This window comes from Sinorhizobium sp. GQ132 (genome assembly GCF_059758575.1).
In genome coordinates, this window is record NZ_JCAXDX010000005.1 from 91,700 (window position 1) to 109,024 (window position 17,325).

Annotated in this window: 16 protein-coding genes and 1 pseudogene; 8 read left to right on the top strand and 9 right to left on the bottom strand. The window is 61.0% G+C overall.

The window, feature by feature from the left end; all coding sequences use genetic code 11:
* The first annotated feature begins 34 nt into the window (after positions 1-34).
* On the top strand, positions 35-811 hold the full coding sequence (locus AC6CIG_RS14585; RefSeq protein WP_018096682.1) for a MetQ/NlpA family ABC transporter substrate-binding protein: 777 nt from the start codon (positions 35-37) through the stop codon (positions 809-811).
* 155 nt (positions 812-966) lie between these two features.
* On the opposite strand, the gene AC6CIG_RS14590 is transcribed toward AC6CIG_RS14585, so the two are convergent.
* The 8 genes from AC6CIG_RS14590 to AC6CIG_RS14625 form a co-directional block, all read right to left on the bottom strand.
* Positions 967-2,217: an adenylate/guanylate cyclase domain-containing protein gene (locus tag AC6CIG_RS14590; RefSeq protein WP_127709145.1), complete on the bottom strand. Its 1,251-nt coding sequence runs from the start codon at positions 2,215-2,217 to the stop codon at positions 967-969.
* Positions 2,214-2,603, bottom strand: coding sequence for a response regulator (locus AC6CIG_RS14595; RefSeq protein ID WP_127709143.1), 390 nt, complete (start codon positions 2,601-2,603; stop codon positions 2,214-2,216). The genes AC6CIG_RS14590 and AC6CIG_RS14595 overlap by 4 nt, the downstream gene beginning before the upstream one ends.
* Positions 2,600-4,078 carry a sensor histidine kinase gene (locus AC6CIG_RS14600; protein WP_127709142.1) on the bottom strand — a complete coding sequence of 493 codons (1,479 nt, stop codon included), beginning with the start codon at positions 4,076-4,078 and terminating at the stop codon, positions 2,600-2,602. Before AC6CIG_RS14600 ends, AC6CIG_RS14595 begins: the two co-directional genes overlap by 4 nt.
* 6 nt (positions 4,079-4,084) lie before the next feature.
* Positions 4,085-5,128: a mechanosensitive ion channel family protein gene (locus AC6CIG_RS14605; RefSeq protein ID WP_437412135.1), complete on the bottom strand. Its 1,044-nt coding sequence runs from the start codon at positions 5,126-5,128 to the stop codon at positions 4,085-4,087.
* A gap of 68 nt (positions 5,129-5,196) precedes the next feature.
* On the bottom strand, positions 5,197-5,613 hold the full coding sequence (locus AC6CIG_RS14610; protein WP_026168784.1) for a cupin domain-containing protein: 417 nt from the start codon (positions 5,611-5,613) through the stop codon (positions 5,197-5,199).
* A 60-nt stretch (positions 5,614-5,673) separates the two neighbouring features.
* Positions 5,674-6,426: an SDR family oxidoreductase gene (locus tag AC6CIG_RS14615; protein WP_018096688.1), complete on the bottom strand. Its 753-nt coding sequence runs from the start codon at positions 6,424-6,426 to the stop codon at positions 5,674-5,676.
* 136 nt (positions 6,427-6,562) lie between these two features.
* Positions 6,563-7,531 (bottom strand): MBL fold metallo-hydrolase, encoded by a 969-nt coding sequence (locus tag AC6CIG_RS14620; protein ID WP_164866796.1) that lies wholly within the window; start codon positions 7,529-7,531, stop codon positions 6,563-6,565.
* A gap of 263 nt (positions 7,532-7,794) precedes the next feature.
* Positions 7,795-8,250, bottom strand: coding sequence for a carboxymuconolactone decarboxylase family protein (locus tag AC6CIG_RS14625; RefSeq protein WP_127709140.1), 456 nt, complete (start codon positions 8,248-8,250; stop codon positions 7,795-7,797).
* A gap of 412 nt (positions 8,251-8,662) precedes the next feature.
* On the opposite strand from AC6CIG_RS14625, the gene AC6CIG_RS14630 reads away from it, so the two are divergent.
* The 5 genes from AC6CIG_RS14630 (at position 8,663) to AC6CIG_RS14650 (ending at position 15,344) form a co-directional block, all read left to right on the top strand.
* Positions 8,663-9,643: an alpha/beta fold hydrolase gene (locus tag AC6CIG_RS14630; protein WP_018096691.1), complete on the top strand. Its 981-nt coding sequence runs from the start codon at positions 8,663-8,665 to the stop codon at positions 9,641-9,643.
* Positions 9,644-10,421: 778 nt separating this feature from the next.
* A complete protein-coding gene (locus tag AC6CIG_RS14635; RefSeq protein ID WP_127709139.1) occupies positions 10,422-13,628 on the top strand; it encodes a PAS domain-containing protein in 3,207 nt (1,068 codons plus the stop codon).
* Positions 13,625-14,266 (top strand): response regulator transcription factor, encoded by a 642-nt coding sequence (locus AC6CIG_RS14640; RefSeq protein WP_018096694.1) that lies wholly within the window; start codon positions 13,625-13,627, stop codon positions 14,264-14,266. The genes AC6CIG_RS14635 and AC6CIG_RS14640 overlap by 4 nt, the downstream gene beginning before the upstream one ends.
* 2 nt (positions 14,267-14,268) lie before the next feature.
* A complete protein-coding gene (locus AC6CIG_RS14645; RefSeq protein WP_018096695.1) occupies positions 14,269-14,646 on the top strand; it encodes a response regulator in 378 nt (125 codons plus the stop codon).
* A 2-nt stretch (positions 14,647-14,648) separates the two neighbouring features.
* Positions 14,649-15,344, top strand: a complete 696-nt coding sequence (locus AC6CIG_RS14650) for a response regulator transcription factor (RefSeq protein ID WP_018096696.1) — start codon at positions 14,649-14,651, stop codon at positions 15,342-15,344.
* Between the two features lie 47 nt (positions 15,345-15,391).
* On the opposite strand, the gene AC6CIG_RS14655 is transcribed toward AC6CIG_RS14650, so the two are convergent.
* Entirely contained in the window at positions 15,392-16,324 is a 933-nt protein-coding gene (locus AC6CIG_RS14655) for a LysR family transcriptional regulator (RefSeq protein ID WP_201269663.1), read from the bottom strand.
* Positions 16,325-16,382: 58 nt separating this feature from the next.
* Between AC6CIG_RS14655 and AC6CIG_RS14660 the strand changes: the two genes are divergently transcribed.
* Together AC6CIG_RS14660 and AC6CIG_RS14665 are read left to right on the top strand one after the other, a co-directional pair.
* A complete protein-coding gene (locus AC6CIG_RS14660) occupies positions 16,383-17,132 on the top strand; it encodes an SDR family NAD(P)-dependent oxidoreductase (protein WP_018096698.1) in 750 nt (249 codons plus the stop codon).
* A pseudogene (locus AC6CIG_RS14665) lies at positions 17,132-17,242 on the top strand (transposase); the annotation flags it as partial. The gene AC6CIG_RS14660 and the pseudogene AC6CIG_RS14665, both read left to right, overlap by 1 nt.
* Between the last annotated feature and the right edge of the window lie 83 nt (positions 17,243-17,325).

Below are 17,325 nucleotides of genomic sequence, written 5' to 3' on the forward strand. Positions count from 1 at the left end.
TTTCCAACACACCACCAGCAACAAGGAGACATCCATGAAAAACCTCATTCTCGCGGCGGCCTTCGCCGCCCTGGCTGCCGGCACGGCGCTTGCAGAGACCATCAAGGTCGGCGTGACCCCGGGCGAGCATGCCGAGATCATGGAGAAGGTGAAGGAAGTCGCCGCCCCCAAGGGCCTCGACATCGAAATCCTCGAATTCTCCGACTACGTGGTTCCGAACCAGGCGCTCGCCGACGGAGACCTCAATGCCAATTCCTTCCAGCACCAGCCCTATCTCGACAACCAGATCGCCGATCGTGGCTTCGACATCGTCAGCGTGGGCCTGACCATCACCACGCCGATGGGCGTTTATTCGAACAAGGTGAAGAGCCTCGATGAGCTGGAGGACGGCGCCACGATCGCCATCCCGAACGATCCGACCAATGGCGGCCGCGCGCTCCTGGTTCTCGCATCGAAGGGCCTCATCAAGGTCAATCCGGATGCCGGGCTGAAGGTCACCCCGGCCGACGTGACGGAAAATCCGAAGAACATCGAGTTCGCCGAGCTCGATGCGGCCCAGCTGCCGCGCTCGCTGGCCGATGTCGACGCGGCCGTGATCAACACCAATTACGCGCTCGAGGCCGATCTCCACCCGAAGGAAGACGCCATCGCCATCGAAAGTGAGAAGTCCCCCTACGCCAACGTGATTGCGGTGCGTAGCGCAGACAAGGATGCGCCCTGGGTGAAGACGCTCGTGGAATCCTACCATGACGACAAGATCAAGGCCTTCATCGTAGAGCACTTCAAAGGTGCGCTTATCCCGAGCTGGTGAAGATCGCACCGGCGGGAAGCGGATACATGCCCCGCGAAAGCCGGTGTTAACGGCAGTCGAGACGCTTGCCACGGGCCCCTTCTTCCCACCCTCGGGGAGAAGGTGCCGGCAGCCGGATGAGGGGCATTCTGCGAAGACCGCTTACAAGTGCTCGATCATCCCACCTGTATGCGGATGCCCGTGGCGCCGTTGAGCAGCCGCCTCAAATGATAGCTGGCGAGCGGATCATCGGAGTGCATGCCAACCAGCGCGGCGAAAGCCGGCATGGCCGTGGCGCAGTTCTGCTCGAGCTTGGCAAAGGCTTTCAGATATTGCGCCGTGATCGGCGCATCGAACTCCGCCGCCGACAAGGGCTCGTGGGCGCGCAACGGCTCGCTGCGTCCGCGCAGGACAAGATCGCCGATCGGCCGCCCGCTGAATTTCTTTGCCCCGCTCGCGACACTGTCGCTGACGCAAATCCGCGTGCCCAGTGCCTTGTTTGCGGCTTCTAGCCTCGCGGCGGTGTTGATTGTGTCGCCGTAGGCGGTGAAATCGAAAAAGCGATCGCCGCCGAAATTGCCGACCAGCGCGGGACCTGCGTGAACGCCGATACGTGTGGTCCCGAAGTCAACGCCTTTCTGTTTCCAGCGCAGGCGAAACGCTTCTGCCCATTGGTCGAGTGCTTGTGCGCAGGCGATCGCGCGGGCCGCATAGTCGGCTTGGTCGTCAGGTGCGTTGAACAGCACCTGAACGGCATCGCCGATTACTTTGGCCACGGTTCCTTCATGCATGAAGACGACATCCGCCAGGCCGCCGACATATTCGTTGAGCAATTCCGCCAGCACCTCGGGAACGGCTGTCTCGACCAGCGAGGTGAAGCCTGTGATGTCCGTGAAGATCACAGCGATGTTGCGCCAGCGTACCTGCATGTCATCGTTATCACCGCCAGCGGCAAGGCGCCTGGCAAGTTCGGGCGAAAAATAGCGAGACAGCGACGCATGCGCGCGCTCCGCTTCCGCCTGGCGGCGGCGTGCCTCGCGCAAGACCTCGACATGATGGATGGTCTTCAGGATCGTCGCTTCCAGATCCGCGAAATCGATCGGTTTGGTTAGGAAGTCGAACGCACCGCGATTCATCGCGGTCCGTATATTACTCATATCACCGTAGGCCGAGACGATGATGGCCGATTTCTTGTCCTCTCTCTCCTGGAGTTTCGCCAACAATGAGAGGCCATCCATGCGCGGCATATTGATGTCCATGACCACAAGATCGACATGGGGATGCTGCTCGATCGCCTGGAGCGCATCAACACCGTCACGCGCGAACACAAAACTGATGCGTCCGTCGCGAACTTGCTTTCGGAATTTCCGCAGAATAAGCGTCTCCAAGTCTGGCTCGTCATCGACCACGAGAATAGTTGCGGTCATGCGGCCGGTCCCAGTCTCGCCTCGATGGCCTGCCGCAGCTGGCTGAGGTCGATCGGTTTGGTCAGCATGCCCTCCGCGCCTCGATCCAGCGCAGTCCTGTGTGTCTCGGCATCTCCATAGGCGGTGATCATGATGACTGGAACGTCCGGCCTACGTGCGCGCATTTCCGGCAGCATGTCGAGACCGGTCATCCCAGGCATGTTAATGTCGGAAAAAATCAAAATCAGCGTTTGCTCACCAGTGTCGGCAATGCGGGTCAGGGCCTGCGCTGCTGAGGCCGCAAAATCCATCACAAAACGTCCGGCGCGAAGATCGCGGCGAAATTGCTGGCGTAACAAGACTTCGACGTCGGCTTCGTCGTCCACCACGAGAACCAATTGAGTCACGGCTCTTCTCCTACTGTGCGAAATTGCTTGCGCGGCAGCAGGATGATGAACTCGGTAAACGCACCGGGCTCGGTCTCGACATCGATCGTGCCGCCGTGTTGCTTCACGATAATGTCGTAGCTCATGGAGAGCCCGAGGCCAGTGCCTTCGCCAGGCGGCTTGGTCGTGAAGAATGGATTGAATATCTTCTCCCTAACCTCTGGCGGAATGCCGCCGCCGTTGTCGCGGATGCGGATTTCGACATGTTCGCCACGGTTGCGTGTGCTGGCGCAGAGCTCGGCTTCAAAGCCGAGGCTGTCATCACGGCTCCGCTTGGCTACGGCGTAGAATCCATTGGACATCAGATTCAGCAGCACGCGTGTGATCTCCTGCGGGAACACGTCGGCGACGCCGGCGTCGGAATCGAATGCCCGTTTGAGGGTCACGTTGAACTGCGGCTTATCGGCGCGCGCACCATGAAAAGCGAGGTTGAGACTTTCTTCGACCAGCGTATTCACGTCCGTTGGCCGGTGTTCGCCGCCGCCTCCGCGCGAATGCAAGAGCATGTTCTTGACGATGGAATCGGCTCGCTTGCCGTGCTGCACAATCTTTTGCAGATTGTCCTTCAACAGTCCGCGCAGTTCATCGAGTTCGTCGCGAATATCGTCCGGGAGCGCGGCCGGCGCGAGCGCATCATTCAACTCGTCCGTCAATTCGACCGATAACGCCGCGAAATTGTTGACGAAGTTGAGCGGATTCTTGATTTCGTGCGCGATGCCGGCTGTGAGCTGGCCGAGCGAGGCGAGTTTTTCAGTCTGCACCAGACGATCCTTTACGGCGCGCAGGTCGTCAAGAGACTTGGCGAGCAGCGTGGTCCGCGACTGGATTTCTTCGAACAGCCGCGCGTTCTCAATCGCGATTACGGCCTGATCGGCGAACGTGTTTAGGAGTTTGATCTGGCTGTCGGTGAAGGTGCCCGGTTCGGCACGCGAAACACCGATCGTGCCAATAGCGATGCCCTCGCGAAGCAGGGGCACCACGATGATGCTTCGGTACCCCCTGGCGCGGGCCATCTCCTTGACGGCTTGAGGGATGCCGGGTTCGGTTTCGATATCGGAGCGGAACACCATGGTCGAGTTCATTGCGGCTCGACTGTGGATCCCTGAAGATGCCAACGGAGCAGGAAATGAAGCCCGGATCTCCTCGTGGCTGGCCCGGCTTCCCGCCGTGCATGCCGCCAGATGAAGCATACCACCTGCGACGCGCGTCACAAGCGCCGTTTGCCCGCCGAGCAGCCGCCGAGAGCTCTCAGAAATGACGTCGAAAACGGGCTGCACGTCGGTTCGCGACGTGGAGATGACGTTGAGAATTTGCGCGGTGATAGTCTGGCGTTCCAGCGCAATGACAAGCTCCGATTGCAGGCTGGCATTCTCGGCCGCTGCGGAGCGTAGTTGCTGCTCAAGCTCTTCGATCCTGCGCCTCGGTTCGATGTCCATGGCTGATCATTCATTATCTGAAGCGCGCGCATAGCGCGATGAGAGCGGGGTGAGGTTGGCTGCAGGCTCGCCAGCCGCAACGGCTGGCCCCCAGAGCAGGCTCTCCGGCGGCATTGCCAGAGAAAGGCCGTTCGCCTTGCAGCCGCGGTAGACGAGATCGATGACCTCGTTTTTGGCCGGCATTCGGCTCGCCGGGCTCGCCACGCAGAACTGCAGCTCGACCTCGATAGCCATCGCATCGATCGCTTTGAGCGCTATGGCCGGCGCCGGAACCTTGACGATTCGCTCGCTGCTCCGCAGAACGCCTAGCATGATCTCTTCAACGACGGACGGCGCGTGGGTGGCGGCAATGTGCACGGCAAACGCAAGCCAGTGCGTTTCGTCAGGACGGCTGAGGTTGGTTACTCCTTGCTTCGCCAGGACGCTGTTGGGCACCACCAACTCATTATGCGCGCCGGTCAGCAGATTCGTCGAGCGCCAGTTGGTTTCGGCGACTCTCCCTTCCGTGCCGTCGCTGAGCCGGATCCAGTCGCCGATGACATAAGCCCGTCCGAGCGTGAGCGCGATCCCCGAAAAGACGTCGGCGAGCGTATTCTGCAGCGCCAGGCCGATGATGACGGCAACCACGCCCGAGGTGGCGACCAACGGGCCTATTGGCGCGCCGAAGACGAAGCCGATGATCGATAGCGCCACGCCGAGATAAACGAGGGCTACGATCAGATCCTGCAGGAGATGTGCCTCCCGCGGCCTGTGGTTGAGGCCGATATAGATGTGCAGGAAGCCGATGATCGTCCATGCAAGATGGCTCCACCAGAGGATCCTCGCCGATTTGGCAAGCAACAGGCCGGCGCCCTTAAGCTCGGCCTGGTCGAGCTGGAAAGGCGATATTCTGCCCATGCCGAGCACGAGGCTCATGGTGGCGAAAAACAGAATCTGCACAATCAAGCGCCCGGTCGGACGATTGCGCCCCTGAATGTGCCATACGAGAATGCCGGCAAGACCCAGAAGATTGATCAGGGCGAGCGGCAGAAAATGATGTTCGGCGAACATGGCAAGGCTCACCCGGAATGATGTGCAACTGGGCGGAAAGGCCGGGCGTGGGCACCCGGCCTCGCGGGCTACTTCTTGATCGGGAAGGTCAGCTCCTTCTCATTGGTGTCGACGACGAAGACCGCCAGCAGCCTCGCAGGCTGTGTATCGCTGGCATTCTCGCTGACGCCGTGGCGGTCGCCCGGGATTTCCGAGAAGCTTTCGCCCGCCTTGTAAACGGTAATGGGGCCGTCGTTGACCTGGCTGCGGATGGCACCCTCCAGCACCGTCGCATAGATGAAGGCGGAGTTTGGATGGGTATGAGCCGAAGAGAAACCGCCGGGACCATATTCAACGAGGACGCCCTTCATGCTCTTGCCCGGGACGTTGGGCAATTCGTGCTCGTAGACGAGCGTGACTTTGGCGTCCTTGTCGCCGGCGTCGTGGGCCGTGGCCGTCGTGGACAAGAGGGCAGCTACGGCAAGGGCAAGGATTGGCTTGGTCATGTCGAATTCCTTTCTCGAAAACCGGAGGGTGCGCCGCGGAGGCGGTACACCGTCATCCATTCAGTTGCGGGTAGAGGTTGCGAACCACTGCTCGAAGGTGATCCGGCCGAGGCGGGGATTGTTGTCGGAAACGAGCGAGCCATCTTCCAATTTGGCGCCGAAGTAGCGAGCCTCCGGATCTGCCTCCACTTTCCGGGCATCGCCCTTTGCTTTCAGGAAGCGACTAACGAGTTCGTGCAGCCGGACCCGCTCCGGACCCGAAATCTCCACAATGCCATTGATGGGCGCGGCCGTCGCAACGGCGGCCATGTTGTCGGCCACATCGTCGGAGGCGATAGGCTGGACGTAGGCTGGCGACAGATGCACGGTGTCACCGACCGTGCCGGACTGGGCGATGCCGCCGAGGAATTCCATGAATTGCGTCGAATGAACGATCGTGTAGGGAATGCCGGATTCCCGGATGATATTTTCCTGGGCTACCTTGGCCCGCATGTAGCCGCTGTCGGGCAGCCGGTCGACGCCGACGATGGAAAGCGCGATGTGATGCTTTACGCCGGCCGCCTTCTCCGCTGCCATCAGGTTGCGCCCCGATGTTTCAAAGAATTCGAGCACGGCCTTGTCATCGAACGACGGCGAGTTTGCGAGGTCGATAACGACGGAGGCCCCGGCCAGCGCCTCGGCGAGACCTTCACCCGTGATCGTGTTGACGCCGGTGTTCGGGGCGGCGGCAATGACTTCATGGCCTTGCCTGCGAAGGCGGTCGGCCGTCTTCGAACCAATTAGGCCGGTTCCGCCAATAATGACGATTTTCATGAGCTTCTCCAGGGGCGGCACGCTGAGCGTGCCGCGTTGTTCATTGGTTGCCGAGGGTGGTCACAGGGTCTGGTTCAGGTCGACCCGGATCTGGGGTTCTGTGGCAGAGCCGGGAGCCGCCTGAGCCAATAGTCGGTCAGTAATCCCAGAAGACCGGAACCCACCGAAAGGCATCGCCGTCAATCGCCACCCGGCCAACGGATGGGAAGGGCAGGTGAGTGGCGACGAGTTGCTCGCCAGTCTGAGCCAGCTCCGTCAGAAGTCGCACGCGGACTCGAGCCGCTTCCTCAGGATCGTGCTCGAAACCGTTGAACCAGTCGGGGTGGTCGAAGCCGACCGCAAATACGGCGTCGCCGGCAAACGTCAGGCGGTCACTGCCAGATGCCACACGAACTATACTGTGACCGGGCGTATGGCCGCCGGTGCGCTGGACGATCACGCCTGGCGCGACCTCATGCTGCTCATCGAACGGCCGCAGATGGCTCCGGTATTCTGCCATGAAACGCTTGGCGGTTGCCCTAAGAGCGTCCGGGAATCCCTGCGGCATGTGAGCGTGGGTGAAGTCGGGCGACTCCCAAAACGTGACCTCGGCGGCTGCCACGTGAATCTGCAGATCTGGCCGCAGCCGGTCCTTCACACCTTCTACAAGGAGGCCACCGATATGGTCCATGTGCAAATGGGTCAGCACAATGTCAGTTACAGACCGAAGATCAATGCCCGCTGAATCCAGTCGCCTGACCAACTGGCCAGCACGCGGGAGGTTCAGATTAGGATCCAGTCCCAGCCCTGCGTCGATCAGGATGGTTCGATCACCGCTGCGCACCAGGGCCACGTTGAGCGACCAGTCGAACGCATCCGCTGGCAAGAACATCTCGCCCAGCCAGGCCGCGCGGGAGGCTGGATCAGCGTTGTGTCCCAGCATTTCGGTTGGGAGCGGTAGCACCCCGTCGCTGACCACCAGCACGTCAATCTCACCGACTCGCACCGCATAGCGCGACGGGACCAACTCTTCGGGTCCCGTTCTGCCGAGGTGTGAGTTGTTGTCCAAGCTCATGCTGGTCTCCTGCTGAGCAATCGAAGGGGGTATGGTTTCTGTCTGCGGCATGATGCGCTCCTGTTCTGCGTAATTGAAACGTGTCGGTTACAAGCCAGGGCGGATTTTATATTGAGGCGTGTTTGGCGGTCGATCCGGCCAAGGAAGAGGAAAGGCCATACCTGAGGATAGGGCAGCCTATGCTCTCTGTGCGGCCGCAGCGGAGATTTTGGCAGAGCGAGATTTTGGCAGAGGCCGGCAGAAGGAGCAGACGCTTTGCATCGGACCCTCCAGAGCGGATGAATCCGCCCGGTGCGTTCGCGTCTGCTCAGTGATCAAGAGGCGCGCTTGTGGTCTGCCGGATGCTGCAGCCGAAATCCGATCGCCAGCCGGTTCCATGCATTGATCATGGCGATGCCGATAGAGAGCACCAGGAGTTCGTCTTCCGAAAAGACGCTTTGAGCAATTTCATAATCCGCATCCGGCGCACGGCTCTCGGCGATATTGGTCAGCGACTCGGCCCAGGTGAGTGCTGCGCGCTCACGGTCGCTGAATAGCTGCGATTGGCGCCAGGCGCTCAGAAGAAGCAGACGCTCTTCCGTCTCGCCCCGTTTCAGGGCGTCCTGACGATGCATGTGCAGGCAATGGGCGCAACCGTTGATCTGCGACACGCGCACCTTGACGATCTCCATTAGTTTGGGGTCGAAGCTTTTGGCAATCCAGGCTTCGACGGCGACGAGGCCATCGACTCCGTCATTCTTCCTGGTCAATATGTTCAAACGTCCGGTCATTCTGCTCTCCGTGGATTGATTGCGATCGGGTCGAAGCCACGCGGGTCGCCCGGATCACCAACTATCCACGGCATGGCGGATCATCCATCTGTCCGGAAGGCGCGCCCGATGCGCGTCTGATGGAACTGAGCCTTTCCGATCGATTAGGCTTCCCGTCGTTTGGTCCACCTCCTCCTATACTTCGGCAGAGGAAGGTCGCGTCCCATGTAGAATGGTGTGCGATCGCGAACCCACGCATTCTCCCGGCATGCGCAACCGCTGCCTTAGGAGAAAGCAGATGCTCAAGAAGATGCTCAAAGATATCAATATGTTGTCGCTCTGACGCAGTGGTCGCGACGGGTCGTTCGACGCGATCGGCTCGGGCCGGCGGTTCCCATCCCTTTCGCATTTCAATCATGGTGAAGGATAAAATATGCAGGACATTTCAAACCCACCGGCTGTCGGCGTCTCGCGCCGCGACGCGCTGCTCGGCAGCCTTACCGCCGGTATCGCAACGGCCTTGCCGGCGGTTGCCGCCGCAAACACTCCGAAGCAGCCTCTCACCGCCACCATTAACCACGGAAAGCAAGCCATGAGCACCATCACCACCAAGGACGGCACAGAAATCTATTACAAGGACTGGGGCACCGGTCCGGTCGTCACCTTCTCGCACGGCTGGCCGCTGAACTCCGATGCATGGGACGGCCAGATGCTATTCCTCGTCCAGCAGGGCTTTCGCGTCGTGGCGCACGATCGCCGCGGCCATGGACGCTCAAGCCAGCCGACGTCGGGGAACGACATGAACGGATACGCCGATGATCTGGCGGCCGTTATCGAGGCGCTGGACCTCAGGGACGCAACGCTGGTCGGTCACTCCACCGGCGGGGGCGAGGTTGCCCGCTATATCGGCCGGCACGGTACGAAGCGCGTCGCCAAGGCCGTCCTCATCGCCGCCGTGCCGCCAGTCATGGTGAAGTCGGCGGCCAATCCGGAAGGCCTGCCGATCGAGGCGTTCGACGCGATCCGTGCTGGTCTCATCAAGGATCGCTCGCAATTCTACCGTGACCTTGCCCCGCAATTCTACGGCGCCAATCGACCCGGCTCGAATGTTTCCAAGGGCACGCTCGACCAATTCTGGCTCTGGAGCATGCAGGCGGGTCTCTTGAACGCCTATGAATGCGTCAAGGCGTTCTCGGAGACCGACTTCACCGAAGATTTGAAGAAGTTCGATGTGCCGACGCTCGTCCTGCACGGCGAGGACGACCAGATCGTGCCGGTCAAGGATTCCGCGGTCAAATCTGCTCGGCTGATCAAGGGTGCCAAGGACATCTACTATCCCGGCGCGCCGCACGGCATTACCGCCACGCATCAGGACCAGGTCAACGCCGACCTGCTCGCCTTCCTTAAGGCCTGATCCCAGGCGGGATGTGGAGCAGCCCGCCGTGCTCCACATCCCGTCCGCGCTTGGGGCGGCAATTCGCGCCATGCTCATAACCGGCAGCGCCAGCGGAATCGGCCCCAGCACGGCCGAACTTGTGCGCTCGAGACGTCAACCGCCTCCTCGACTTCGCGCGGCGCTACGGCGAGCAGGTTGTCCCCATTGAACGCGATGTGACGGACAGGTCGCATCGCAGGGCGCAGTCGCAACCGCGATGGAACGGTCCGGATGCTTCGACGTGCTGTTGAACAAGGCCGGCTATCCGCATCCAGGCCCTGTCGAATAGGTCTCTGAAGATGATTTCAAGGCGGAGATCGACACCCTGCAGACGTCAGGACATATCATCAACATTTCCTCCAGCTCGGCGCGCCTCGCCAGGACGATCTGCCGGAACTGCTCGTCCCCGGAAGCGACGCGCTGGCGCGATTTTCCCAGAATGATGCGGTCCGATGGACGGCCGCGCGCGCCGCTGGAACGAGGCGGCAGTTCGTCGGACCTCGACGTGGATGCCACGCCGCTGCTCCTTTTGGACTGACAAGAACCATCCAAGCGGATGTCGGATATCGTTGAGACATGACAGTTTTCTACCAAGCCGGCCAAGCGACGGCGCCGCCGCCGATACATGGATTTCCATAAGTTGTGGCTGTCCAGTGGCGCGAATAGTGTACGACACGGGATCGCTGGCGCTGAGGTCGAGACTAGCCATTCGATATGCTGGCGCCGCCCGAGCTTTATTTCCCTGCAGGAGCCGCCGATGACGGACGTCTGGTCGAACCGCCCCCAATTCCTGCACCTGGGTCTGTTTTTTCTGGCTTATGTCCTGGGTTGCGGCTTCGCGCAGGCACTTGCAGTCGTACCCGGAACAGGCATTTCCATATGGCCCCCGAGTGGGCTTTTCGTTGCAACCCTTATCCTTACACCCAAGCAGAGCTGGCCCTGGTGGGTGCTGGTCGGCTGCCTTGGCGAGCTATTCGGCAATGTCCTGTGGTTCCAGAGCCCGCTGCCGGCCGCCGTCTTGATTTATACCGGCAACGCGCTCGAAGCGATGGTCGGCGCATGGCTCGTAAATCGGGTATTGGGTCGGCCGGTTCGGCTGGAATCCTTGCGGGAAGTTCTTGTGTTCGTCGTGGTGGGCGCTGGAGCTGCCCCGGTGGTCAGTGCGACGATAGGGAGCGCGACGCTTGCCTGGTTCGGCATATTCTCGCAAACGTTCTTGGTGGCCTGGCCTCTCTGGTGGATCGGGGACGCCACTGGGGTCCTGCTCGTCGCGCCGCTCGCGCTCGCCGTGATCCAGAACTGGAACGGCAAGGCCGAGCTAACGGCTGCGCGATGGATAGAGGCATGCGTCGTGGGAGTTATCCTTCTCGGCGTCGCGACCCTTTCGCTCGGCGGCTACCTGCCCTTCGCCTATATAATCATGCCGCCGCTGCTTTGGGCTGCGGTGCGCTTTGAGTTCAAGGGGGCTGCCGTTACCCTCGCCCTCCTCGCGCTAATAACCGCGGTCTTCACGATATCCGGCGCCAGCCAGTTCGCCGGAAACGCCGAGAACCAACGCCACAACCAGATCATGCTGCAACTCTTCCTGGCGATCTCCGCATTTTCGGCCCTGGTCGTGGCCGCCATGTCCCGGCAGCACCAGCTCGCGTTGCTGACATTGCGCCAAAGCATGGAGGCCCTGCGCGACCGAGAGCGAGAGCTCTCGCAGATCGTGAACTTGGTCCCAGTCCACATCAGACGCCTGACGCCCGAAGGCGAGCCGACCTTCTTCAACAAGCGCCTGGTGGATTTTTTCGGTCTGGATCTGCAACAGTTGCACAGGCCAGGCACAAGTCAGCTAGAGGCAAACATTGAGGCTCTTGTCCATCCGGATGATGCGCCCGGTCTATTGCAGGCGGTCCGCGATGCTGTCGCCAGAGGCGAGCCATACTCGATGAAATATCGCATGCGCCGCGCGGACGGCGTGTATCGCTGGGTTGATGGCCGAGCGGAACCCTTGCGAGACGAGGGCGGGACGATTTTGCAATGGTACGCAATCTCAATCGACATAGATGATGAGGTGCGCGCGCAGGAGGCCTTGCGCGACCGGGAGCGGGAGCTCTCGCAGCTCGTAGACGCCTTGCCAGTCCACATCTGGAGCTGGACGCCTGCTGGCAAGCTGGCCTACGTCAACAAGCGATCTTTGGAGGATCTCGGCCTTTCCAAGGCGAATTTCGAAGATTCCGTCCGGGTGGCGCAAAAGCTGGTACATCCCGAAGATGCCCCCGAGGTCCTTCGAGCGTCAGCCAACTCCCTTAAGTCTGGCGACGCCTTCATGAGGCGTTATCGCCGGCGTTGGAAAGATGGCAGCTATCGCTGGATAGAGGCACGCGCGCAGCCTCTGCGCGATCAAGATGGAACGATCGTTCACTGGTATCAGGTGTCCATCGACATCGACGAACAGGTGCAGGCCGAAGAAGCGCTGAAGAGCAGCAAGCGGCAATTGGAGCAAATGATCGACGCCATGCCTTTCAATATCCTGAGCTTCGCCGCTTCAGGCAAGATGACCTACACCAGCAAGCGATATCTCGACGACGTTGGTTCGCCGACGGCAGACTTCCAAGACTTTGATGCGCTGGCCCGGGACGTGGCTCACCCCGACGACTTTCCAGCGATGTTTCAGAGGGCATCGGATGGCTTTGCGGCCGGTGAGCCTTTCGTGAACCGATTTCGCGGGCGAAACAAGCAGGGCGTCTATCGCTGGAAAGAGGCGCGGGCGCAACCGTTCCGTGATGCAGATGGCACAATCGTGCAGTGGTACATTGCTTCGATCGACATTGAGGACGAGATGCGCGCGCAGGCGGCATTGCGCGAGAGAGAACGCTTCCTTTGGCAACTGGTGGAAACACTGCCGGCGATGATTGATTGTGTCGCACCGAACGGCGAACCTGTCTATCGCAGCCAGCAACTGCGCGAGTTCCTTGGCTATGAGCTGGAGGAACTGGATGGGAAGGCCAAAACGCGGCTGAACGGCACGCTCGATGCCGCGGTCCATCCCGACGATGTCGCGGGCGTCAAGGAGCATTTTGCCCAGTGCGTGGCGACCGGCGAACCCTATCTCAGAAAGCACCGCCTACGACGCTTCGACGGCGAATATATCTGGGTCGAAACGCGCGCCGCGCCGATGCGCAAGGACGACGGCACCATCGTGCAATGGAACGTTATTTGCCTGGATATCGATGGCGAGGTGCGGATGCAGGAAGAGCTGCGCCTGGCGCAGGAGCGACTTGCGCGCGCCAGCCAAGCCGCGAGCCTCGCGGAGCTGTCGGCCTCCATCGCCCATGAGGTGAATCAGCCCTTGGCGGCGATCGTCGCCAATTCGCATGCGTGCTACCGCTGGCTGTCGGCTGAGCCCGTCAATGTCGCGCGCGCCAAGATCACGACCGAACGGGTAATCCGCGACGCCAACTCAGCGGCGGAAGTCGTCGGCCGTATCCGGGCGCTGTTCAAGCAATCCGTGGAGAATAGGACCAGCCTGTCGCTCTCCGGCGTCATCGCCGAGGCGTGTAACCTGGTGGCGGGGGAGGCTTTGCGCCGTCGCATCCGGCTCGACATCGACGCGGAAGTCATGCTTCCGCCCATCGCAATCGACCGCATTCAGATCCAGCAGGTCCTGGTCAATCTCATGCGCAATGGCATGGAAGCAATGGAGGCCGTCGCGGTGGAAAAATTGCTCACCGTGCGCGCCTATCGCGTGGGCAGTGAGGTGCAGACCGAAATTGGCGACCGGGGAAGCGGTATCGAGTTTCCGGATCAGATCTTCGAACCTTTCTTCACGACGAAAGAGAATGGAATGGGCATGGGTCTCGCCATCTGCCGCTCGATCGTCGAGGCGCATGGCGGGCGTTTATGGGCCGAGAAAAATGAACCGCATGGCGCGCGGTTCGTTTTCACCTTACCAATCGCGGGGAAAGCGGCGCCATGACAGCGGATGACCACGTCGTTTTCATCGTCGATGATGACAAGCGCATAACGGAGGCTCTCGGCGAGCTCCTGGAGACCCACGGGATGCGTGCCATCGCCTTCGGTTCGGCGGGCGATTATGTCAGCGCCGAGAAACCGGATGTGCCTTCTTGCCTGATCCTCGACGTCGAATTGCCTGATATCAACGGACTTGAACTGCAGCGCCAGATCGCCGAGGGCGATCATCCACCCATCGTCTTCATCACCGGGTATGGCGACATTCCCTCCTCGGTACGGGCGATCAAGCATGGTGCGGTGGATTTCCTCACCAAGCCGTTCAGCGACGCGGACCTCATGGCTGCGGTGCATACGGCGATTTCCGAGGATCGGAAAAACCGATCGGAACGGGCTGAACTGAGCGTGTTGAGGCAGCGTTATCTCGAACTGACGTTGCGCGAACGCGACGTGCTGCCGCTCGTGGTCAGCGGCCTCCTCAACAAGCAGGCGGCATCGGAACTGGGAATCAGCGAAGTGACGCTGCAGGTCCATCGAAGGAATGTGATGCAGAAAATGGCCGCGGCATCACTCGCCGACCTGGTGCGCATAGCGGAGCGACTGGGAATACCGATCACCCATTCGCGCCGAACGGGAGGAAATTGATCATGGAGAACACCAAACCAGTCGTCGCGGTTGTCGATGACGACCCGAGGCTGCTCGAGTCGCTGGAAGAACTGCTGGAATCCGCTGGATATGCAACTTGCTGCCTCCGCTCGGCCGAGCACCTGCTCGCCCGCGGCCTGTCGGACCTGGACCTGCTGATCACCGATATCGGCATGCCCTGCATGAACGGCTTTGAACTTCGTGACATCGTCAACAAGGCGCGTCCGGAACTGCCGGTATTCCTGGTCACCGGCCGCCACGAGATCGCCTCTCAGGGCCGCGCGCGGGGCATCAGCGGCTTTTTCCGCAAGCCTTTCGATGCGCCTGCCCTGCTCATCGCGATAGGGGAAGCTTTGCAGAAATCGAGAAATGGAGGGTGATTATGAGAATTGACCAGCCGCTCCGGAGATCGGCAGTGCTGTCGCCACAGCACAAGAATGACACAAGTGAGCCCGTCGTCATCATCGTCGATGACGACGCGGCTGTTCGCGAAGGCTTGTCGGAACTGATCCTCTCGGCGGGCTTCCAGGCCGTAGCCTTCGCCTCGACCCGGGAAGTGCTCGACGCCGACATACTGGACAGCCCTGGCTGTCTGATCCTTGACGTTCGCATGCCTGGGGCAAGCGGCCTCCACCTGCAGCACCATCTGGCGGAGAGCGGCAATGGGAAGCCGATCATCTTCCTGACCGGACACGGCGATATTCCGATGACGGTGCAGGCGATGAAGGCAGGTGCCGTCGATTTCCTTACCAAACCCGTGCGCGACCAGACGCTGCTCGATGCGGTGATCGCCGGCATTGCGCTCGATGCGTCGCGACGGGCCAACGCCATGGTCGTCAGGCGCAACGTCGAACGCCTGGAGACGCTCACGCATCGCGAGCGCGAGATCCTGCGTGAAGTGGCGCGGGGGCGGCTCAACAAGCAGATCGCATTCGACCTCGGGATAAGTGAGGTCACTGTCAAGCTGCACCGCGCCAATGTCATGCGCAAGATGGAGGCCGGATCGATCGGCGAGTTGATCAGGGCCTGGGAGACGCTGCCCATGGCGATGCGCGAGGCCGGCGGCGCCTGGTTCTGACAGGATCGATTTTTGCCCAGGCCGGCGTCGCCGATGATAGGTTGTGATCACATCGCTTCGATGGCTCTCGCCTCGCGCGCGATGAAGTCGCAGAACAGTTTGACGCGCAATGGCACGGTGCGGCCGAAGGCATGCAGTGCATTGAATGGCAGGCTTGGAAGTGCGATCTCTGGCGCGGGCGTGACAAGCGTACCCGCTTGCAGTTCCTTTGCCACCAAGCACCGCAGCAGATAAGCGGCGCCCAACCCGGCGAGCGCCGCCTGGATGAGTGCGGCGCCCGAATCGCAATCGACGCGGCCGACAGGCACAAAGCTGCTCCCGTCTGCCAGGCGCACGGGCTGAACCAATCCGCCGAGGACGTATCGGGCAAAGGGCAAGGCTGCAAAACTTTTGACAGGCAGCGGATTGCCCCAGGTCTCAAGAAAAGCCGGAGAGGCGACGATCACCATCTGCAGGTCGGCCAGATGACGGACGATCAAATCGCCTTGCGTCGGATTGCCAGCGCGCAACACGACGTCAAAATCCTCCCGGATCAGATCGACGAACCGGTCGGTCAGGCCGATATCGAGATGCAAGTTCGGATTGTCGGCCGCAAAGCCTGTAAACAGCCGCGGCAGCAGCAGGGGCGCCAGCTCGGCTGGCATGCTGACGCGTAGACGGCCGGAGAGTGCGGCATCTGACCCGATCCCCTCGTCGCTCGACTCCAGATCCCGCAGGAGCGGTGCGACGCGTTCGAAGAAAATCCGGCCGTCCTGTGTCAACGTCAGGGCCCGGGTGGAGCGCAGGAAGAGACGCGCGCCGATCTTCTTTTCAAGCCGCGCCACGCTCTTCGACACCGCCGATGGCGTCGTATCGAGATTGCGTGCCGCGGCGCTGAAGGAACCGGCCTCCACCGTTCGCACAAAGGCTATCAATCCAGAAGTCTCGTTCAGCAGGTTCGGCATTCGCAACTCCGCGGCACAGATCATGTGCGTGCCCATGATCTAATGGATGAGCGTGCCGCCGTTTATCTCAAGCTCAGTTGAAAGGAGATAAACAATGCAACGTCTCGAAGACAAGGTCGCCGTTATCACCGGTGGCAATAGCGGCATCGGCAGGGCGACCGCCAAGCTTTTCGCCGAGGAAGGCGCGCGGGTCATCATCACCGGCCGGCGGCAGGATGTCGTAGACCAAGCGGTGCGCGATATTGGTCATCATGCCTTGGGGGTCGTGGGTGATGTCGCTGATCTCGAACATCACCACAGGGTGGCGGACATGATCCAGAACCGTTTCGGCGGCGTCGACATCTATATGGCCAATGCCGGCGTCATTAGTCTAACCGCATCCGGCGATGTGACGCCGGAAGATTACGATCGGCATTTCGCCATCAACACGCGCGGCGTGTTCTTCGGCGTCCAGACGATCGCGCCTCTAATCCGCAATGACGGCAGTATCATCGTCACGAGTTCGCTGGCGGCGACAAAGGTGTTGCCGGACCACGCGGTTTACGCCGGCTCGAAGGCCGCCGTAGCCGCCTTCGCTAAGAATTGGGCGATCGAATTCAAGGCACGGCGCATCCGCGTCAACATTCTTAGCCCCGGGCCGGTCGAGACCGAAATCCTCGGCAAGCTCGGCGTATTGGAGGCGGAACGCCCTGCATTCGAGGATCACATGGCGTCACTCATCCCGGCGGGGCGAATGGGAAGGCCGGAGGAGCTGGCGCGCGCAGCGCTCTTCCTCGCCTCCGACGAGGGCAGCTTCGTAAACGGGATCGAACTTCATGCCGACGGCGGCATGACCTTGGCTTGAGTCGCAAGTCGGCGCTCGTGCGCCAGTTCATCCGCGCTGCTGGTGCCAGGCTCTGGTTTTTGCCGCCCTACTCCCCCGATCTCAATCCGTGTGTGATGGCTGCTGCGCGTTAAGGTGTCGGTTCGGATTTGGTGAACAGGTCGGTTACGGCAAAAGCCAGCGGGTTTTTCAGCAGCCTGCTAGAGCAGTTCAA

Bases quoted from the DNA above. Each gene is read 5' to 3' on its own strand.
- AC6CIG_RS14645 (WP_018096695.1), top strand. From the start codon at position 14,269: ATGGAGAACACCAAACCAGTCGTCGCGGTTGTCGATGACGACCCGAGG.
- AC6CIG_RS14590 (WP_127709145.1), bottom strand. From the start codon at position 2,217: ATGACCGCAACTATTCTCGTGGTCGATGACGAGCCAGACTTGGAGACG.
- AC6CIG_RS14640 (WP_018096694.1), top strand. From the start codon at position 13,625: ATGACAGCGGATGACCACGTCGTTTTCATCGTCGATGATGACAAGCGC.
- AC6CIG_RS14620 (WP_164866796.1), bottom strand. From the start codon at position 7,531: ATGCCGCAGACAGAAACCATACCCCCTTCGATTGCTCAGCAGGAGACC.
- AC6CIG_RS14655 (WP_201269663.1), bottom strand. From the start codon at position 16,324: ATGGGCACGCACATGATCTGTGCCGCGGAGTTGCGAATGCCGAACCTG.
- AC6CIG_RS14585 (WP_018096682.1), top strand. From the start codon at position 35: ATGAAAAACCTCATTCTCGCGGCGGCCTTCGCCGCCCTGGCTGCCGGC.
- AC6CIG_RS14650 (WP_018096696.1), top strand. From the start codon at position 14,649: ATGAGAATTGACCAGCCGCTCCGGAGATCGGCAGTGCTGTCGCCACAG.
- AC6CIG_RS14615 (WP_018096688.1), bottom strand. From the start codon at position 6,426: ATGAAAATCGTCATTATTGGCGGAACCGGCCTAATTGGTTCGAAGACG.
- AC6CIG_RS14630 (WP_018096691.1), top strand. From the start codon at position 8,663: ATGCAGGACATTTCAAACCCACCGGCTGTCGGCGTCTCGCGCCGCGAC.
- AC6CIG_RS14605 (WP_437412135.1), bottom strand. From the start codon at position 5,128: ATGTTCGCCGAACATCATTTTCTGCCGCTCGCCCTGATCAATCTTCTG.
- AC6CIG_RS14635 (WP_127709139.1), top strand. From the start codon at position 10,422: ATGACGGACGTCTGGTCGAACCGCCCCCAATTCCTGCACCTGGGTCTG.
- AC6CIG_RS14660 (WP_018096698.1), top strand. From the start codon at position 16,383: ATGCAACGTCTCGAAGACAAGGTCGCCGTTATCACCGGTGGCAATAGC.
- AC6CIG_RS14600 (WP_127709142.1), bottom strand. From the start codon at position 4,078: ATGGACATCGAACCGAGGCGCAGGATCGAAGAGCTTGAGCAGCAACTA.
- AC6CIG_RS14610 (WP_026168784.1), bottom strand. From the start codon at position 5,613: ATGACCAAGCCAATCCTTGCCCTTGCCGTAGCTGCCCTCTTGTCCACG.
- AC6CIG_RS14625 (WP_127709140.1), bottom strand. From the start codon at position 8,250: ATGACCGGACGTTTGAACATATTGACCAGGAAGAATGACGGAGTCGAT.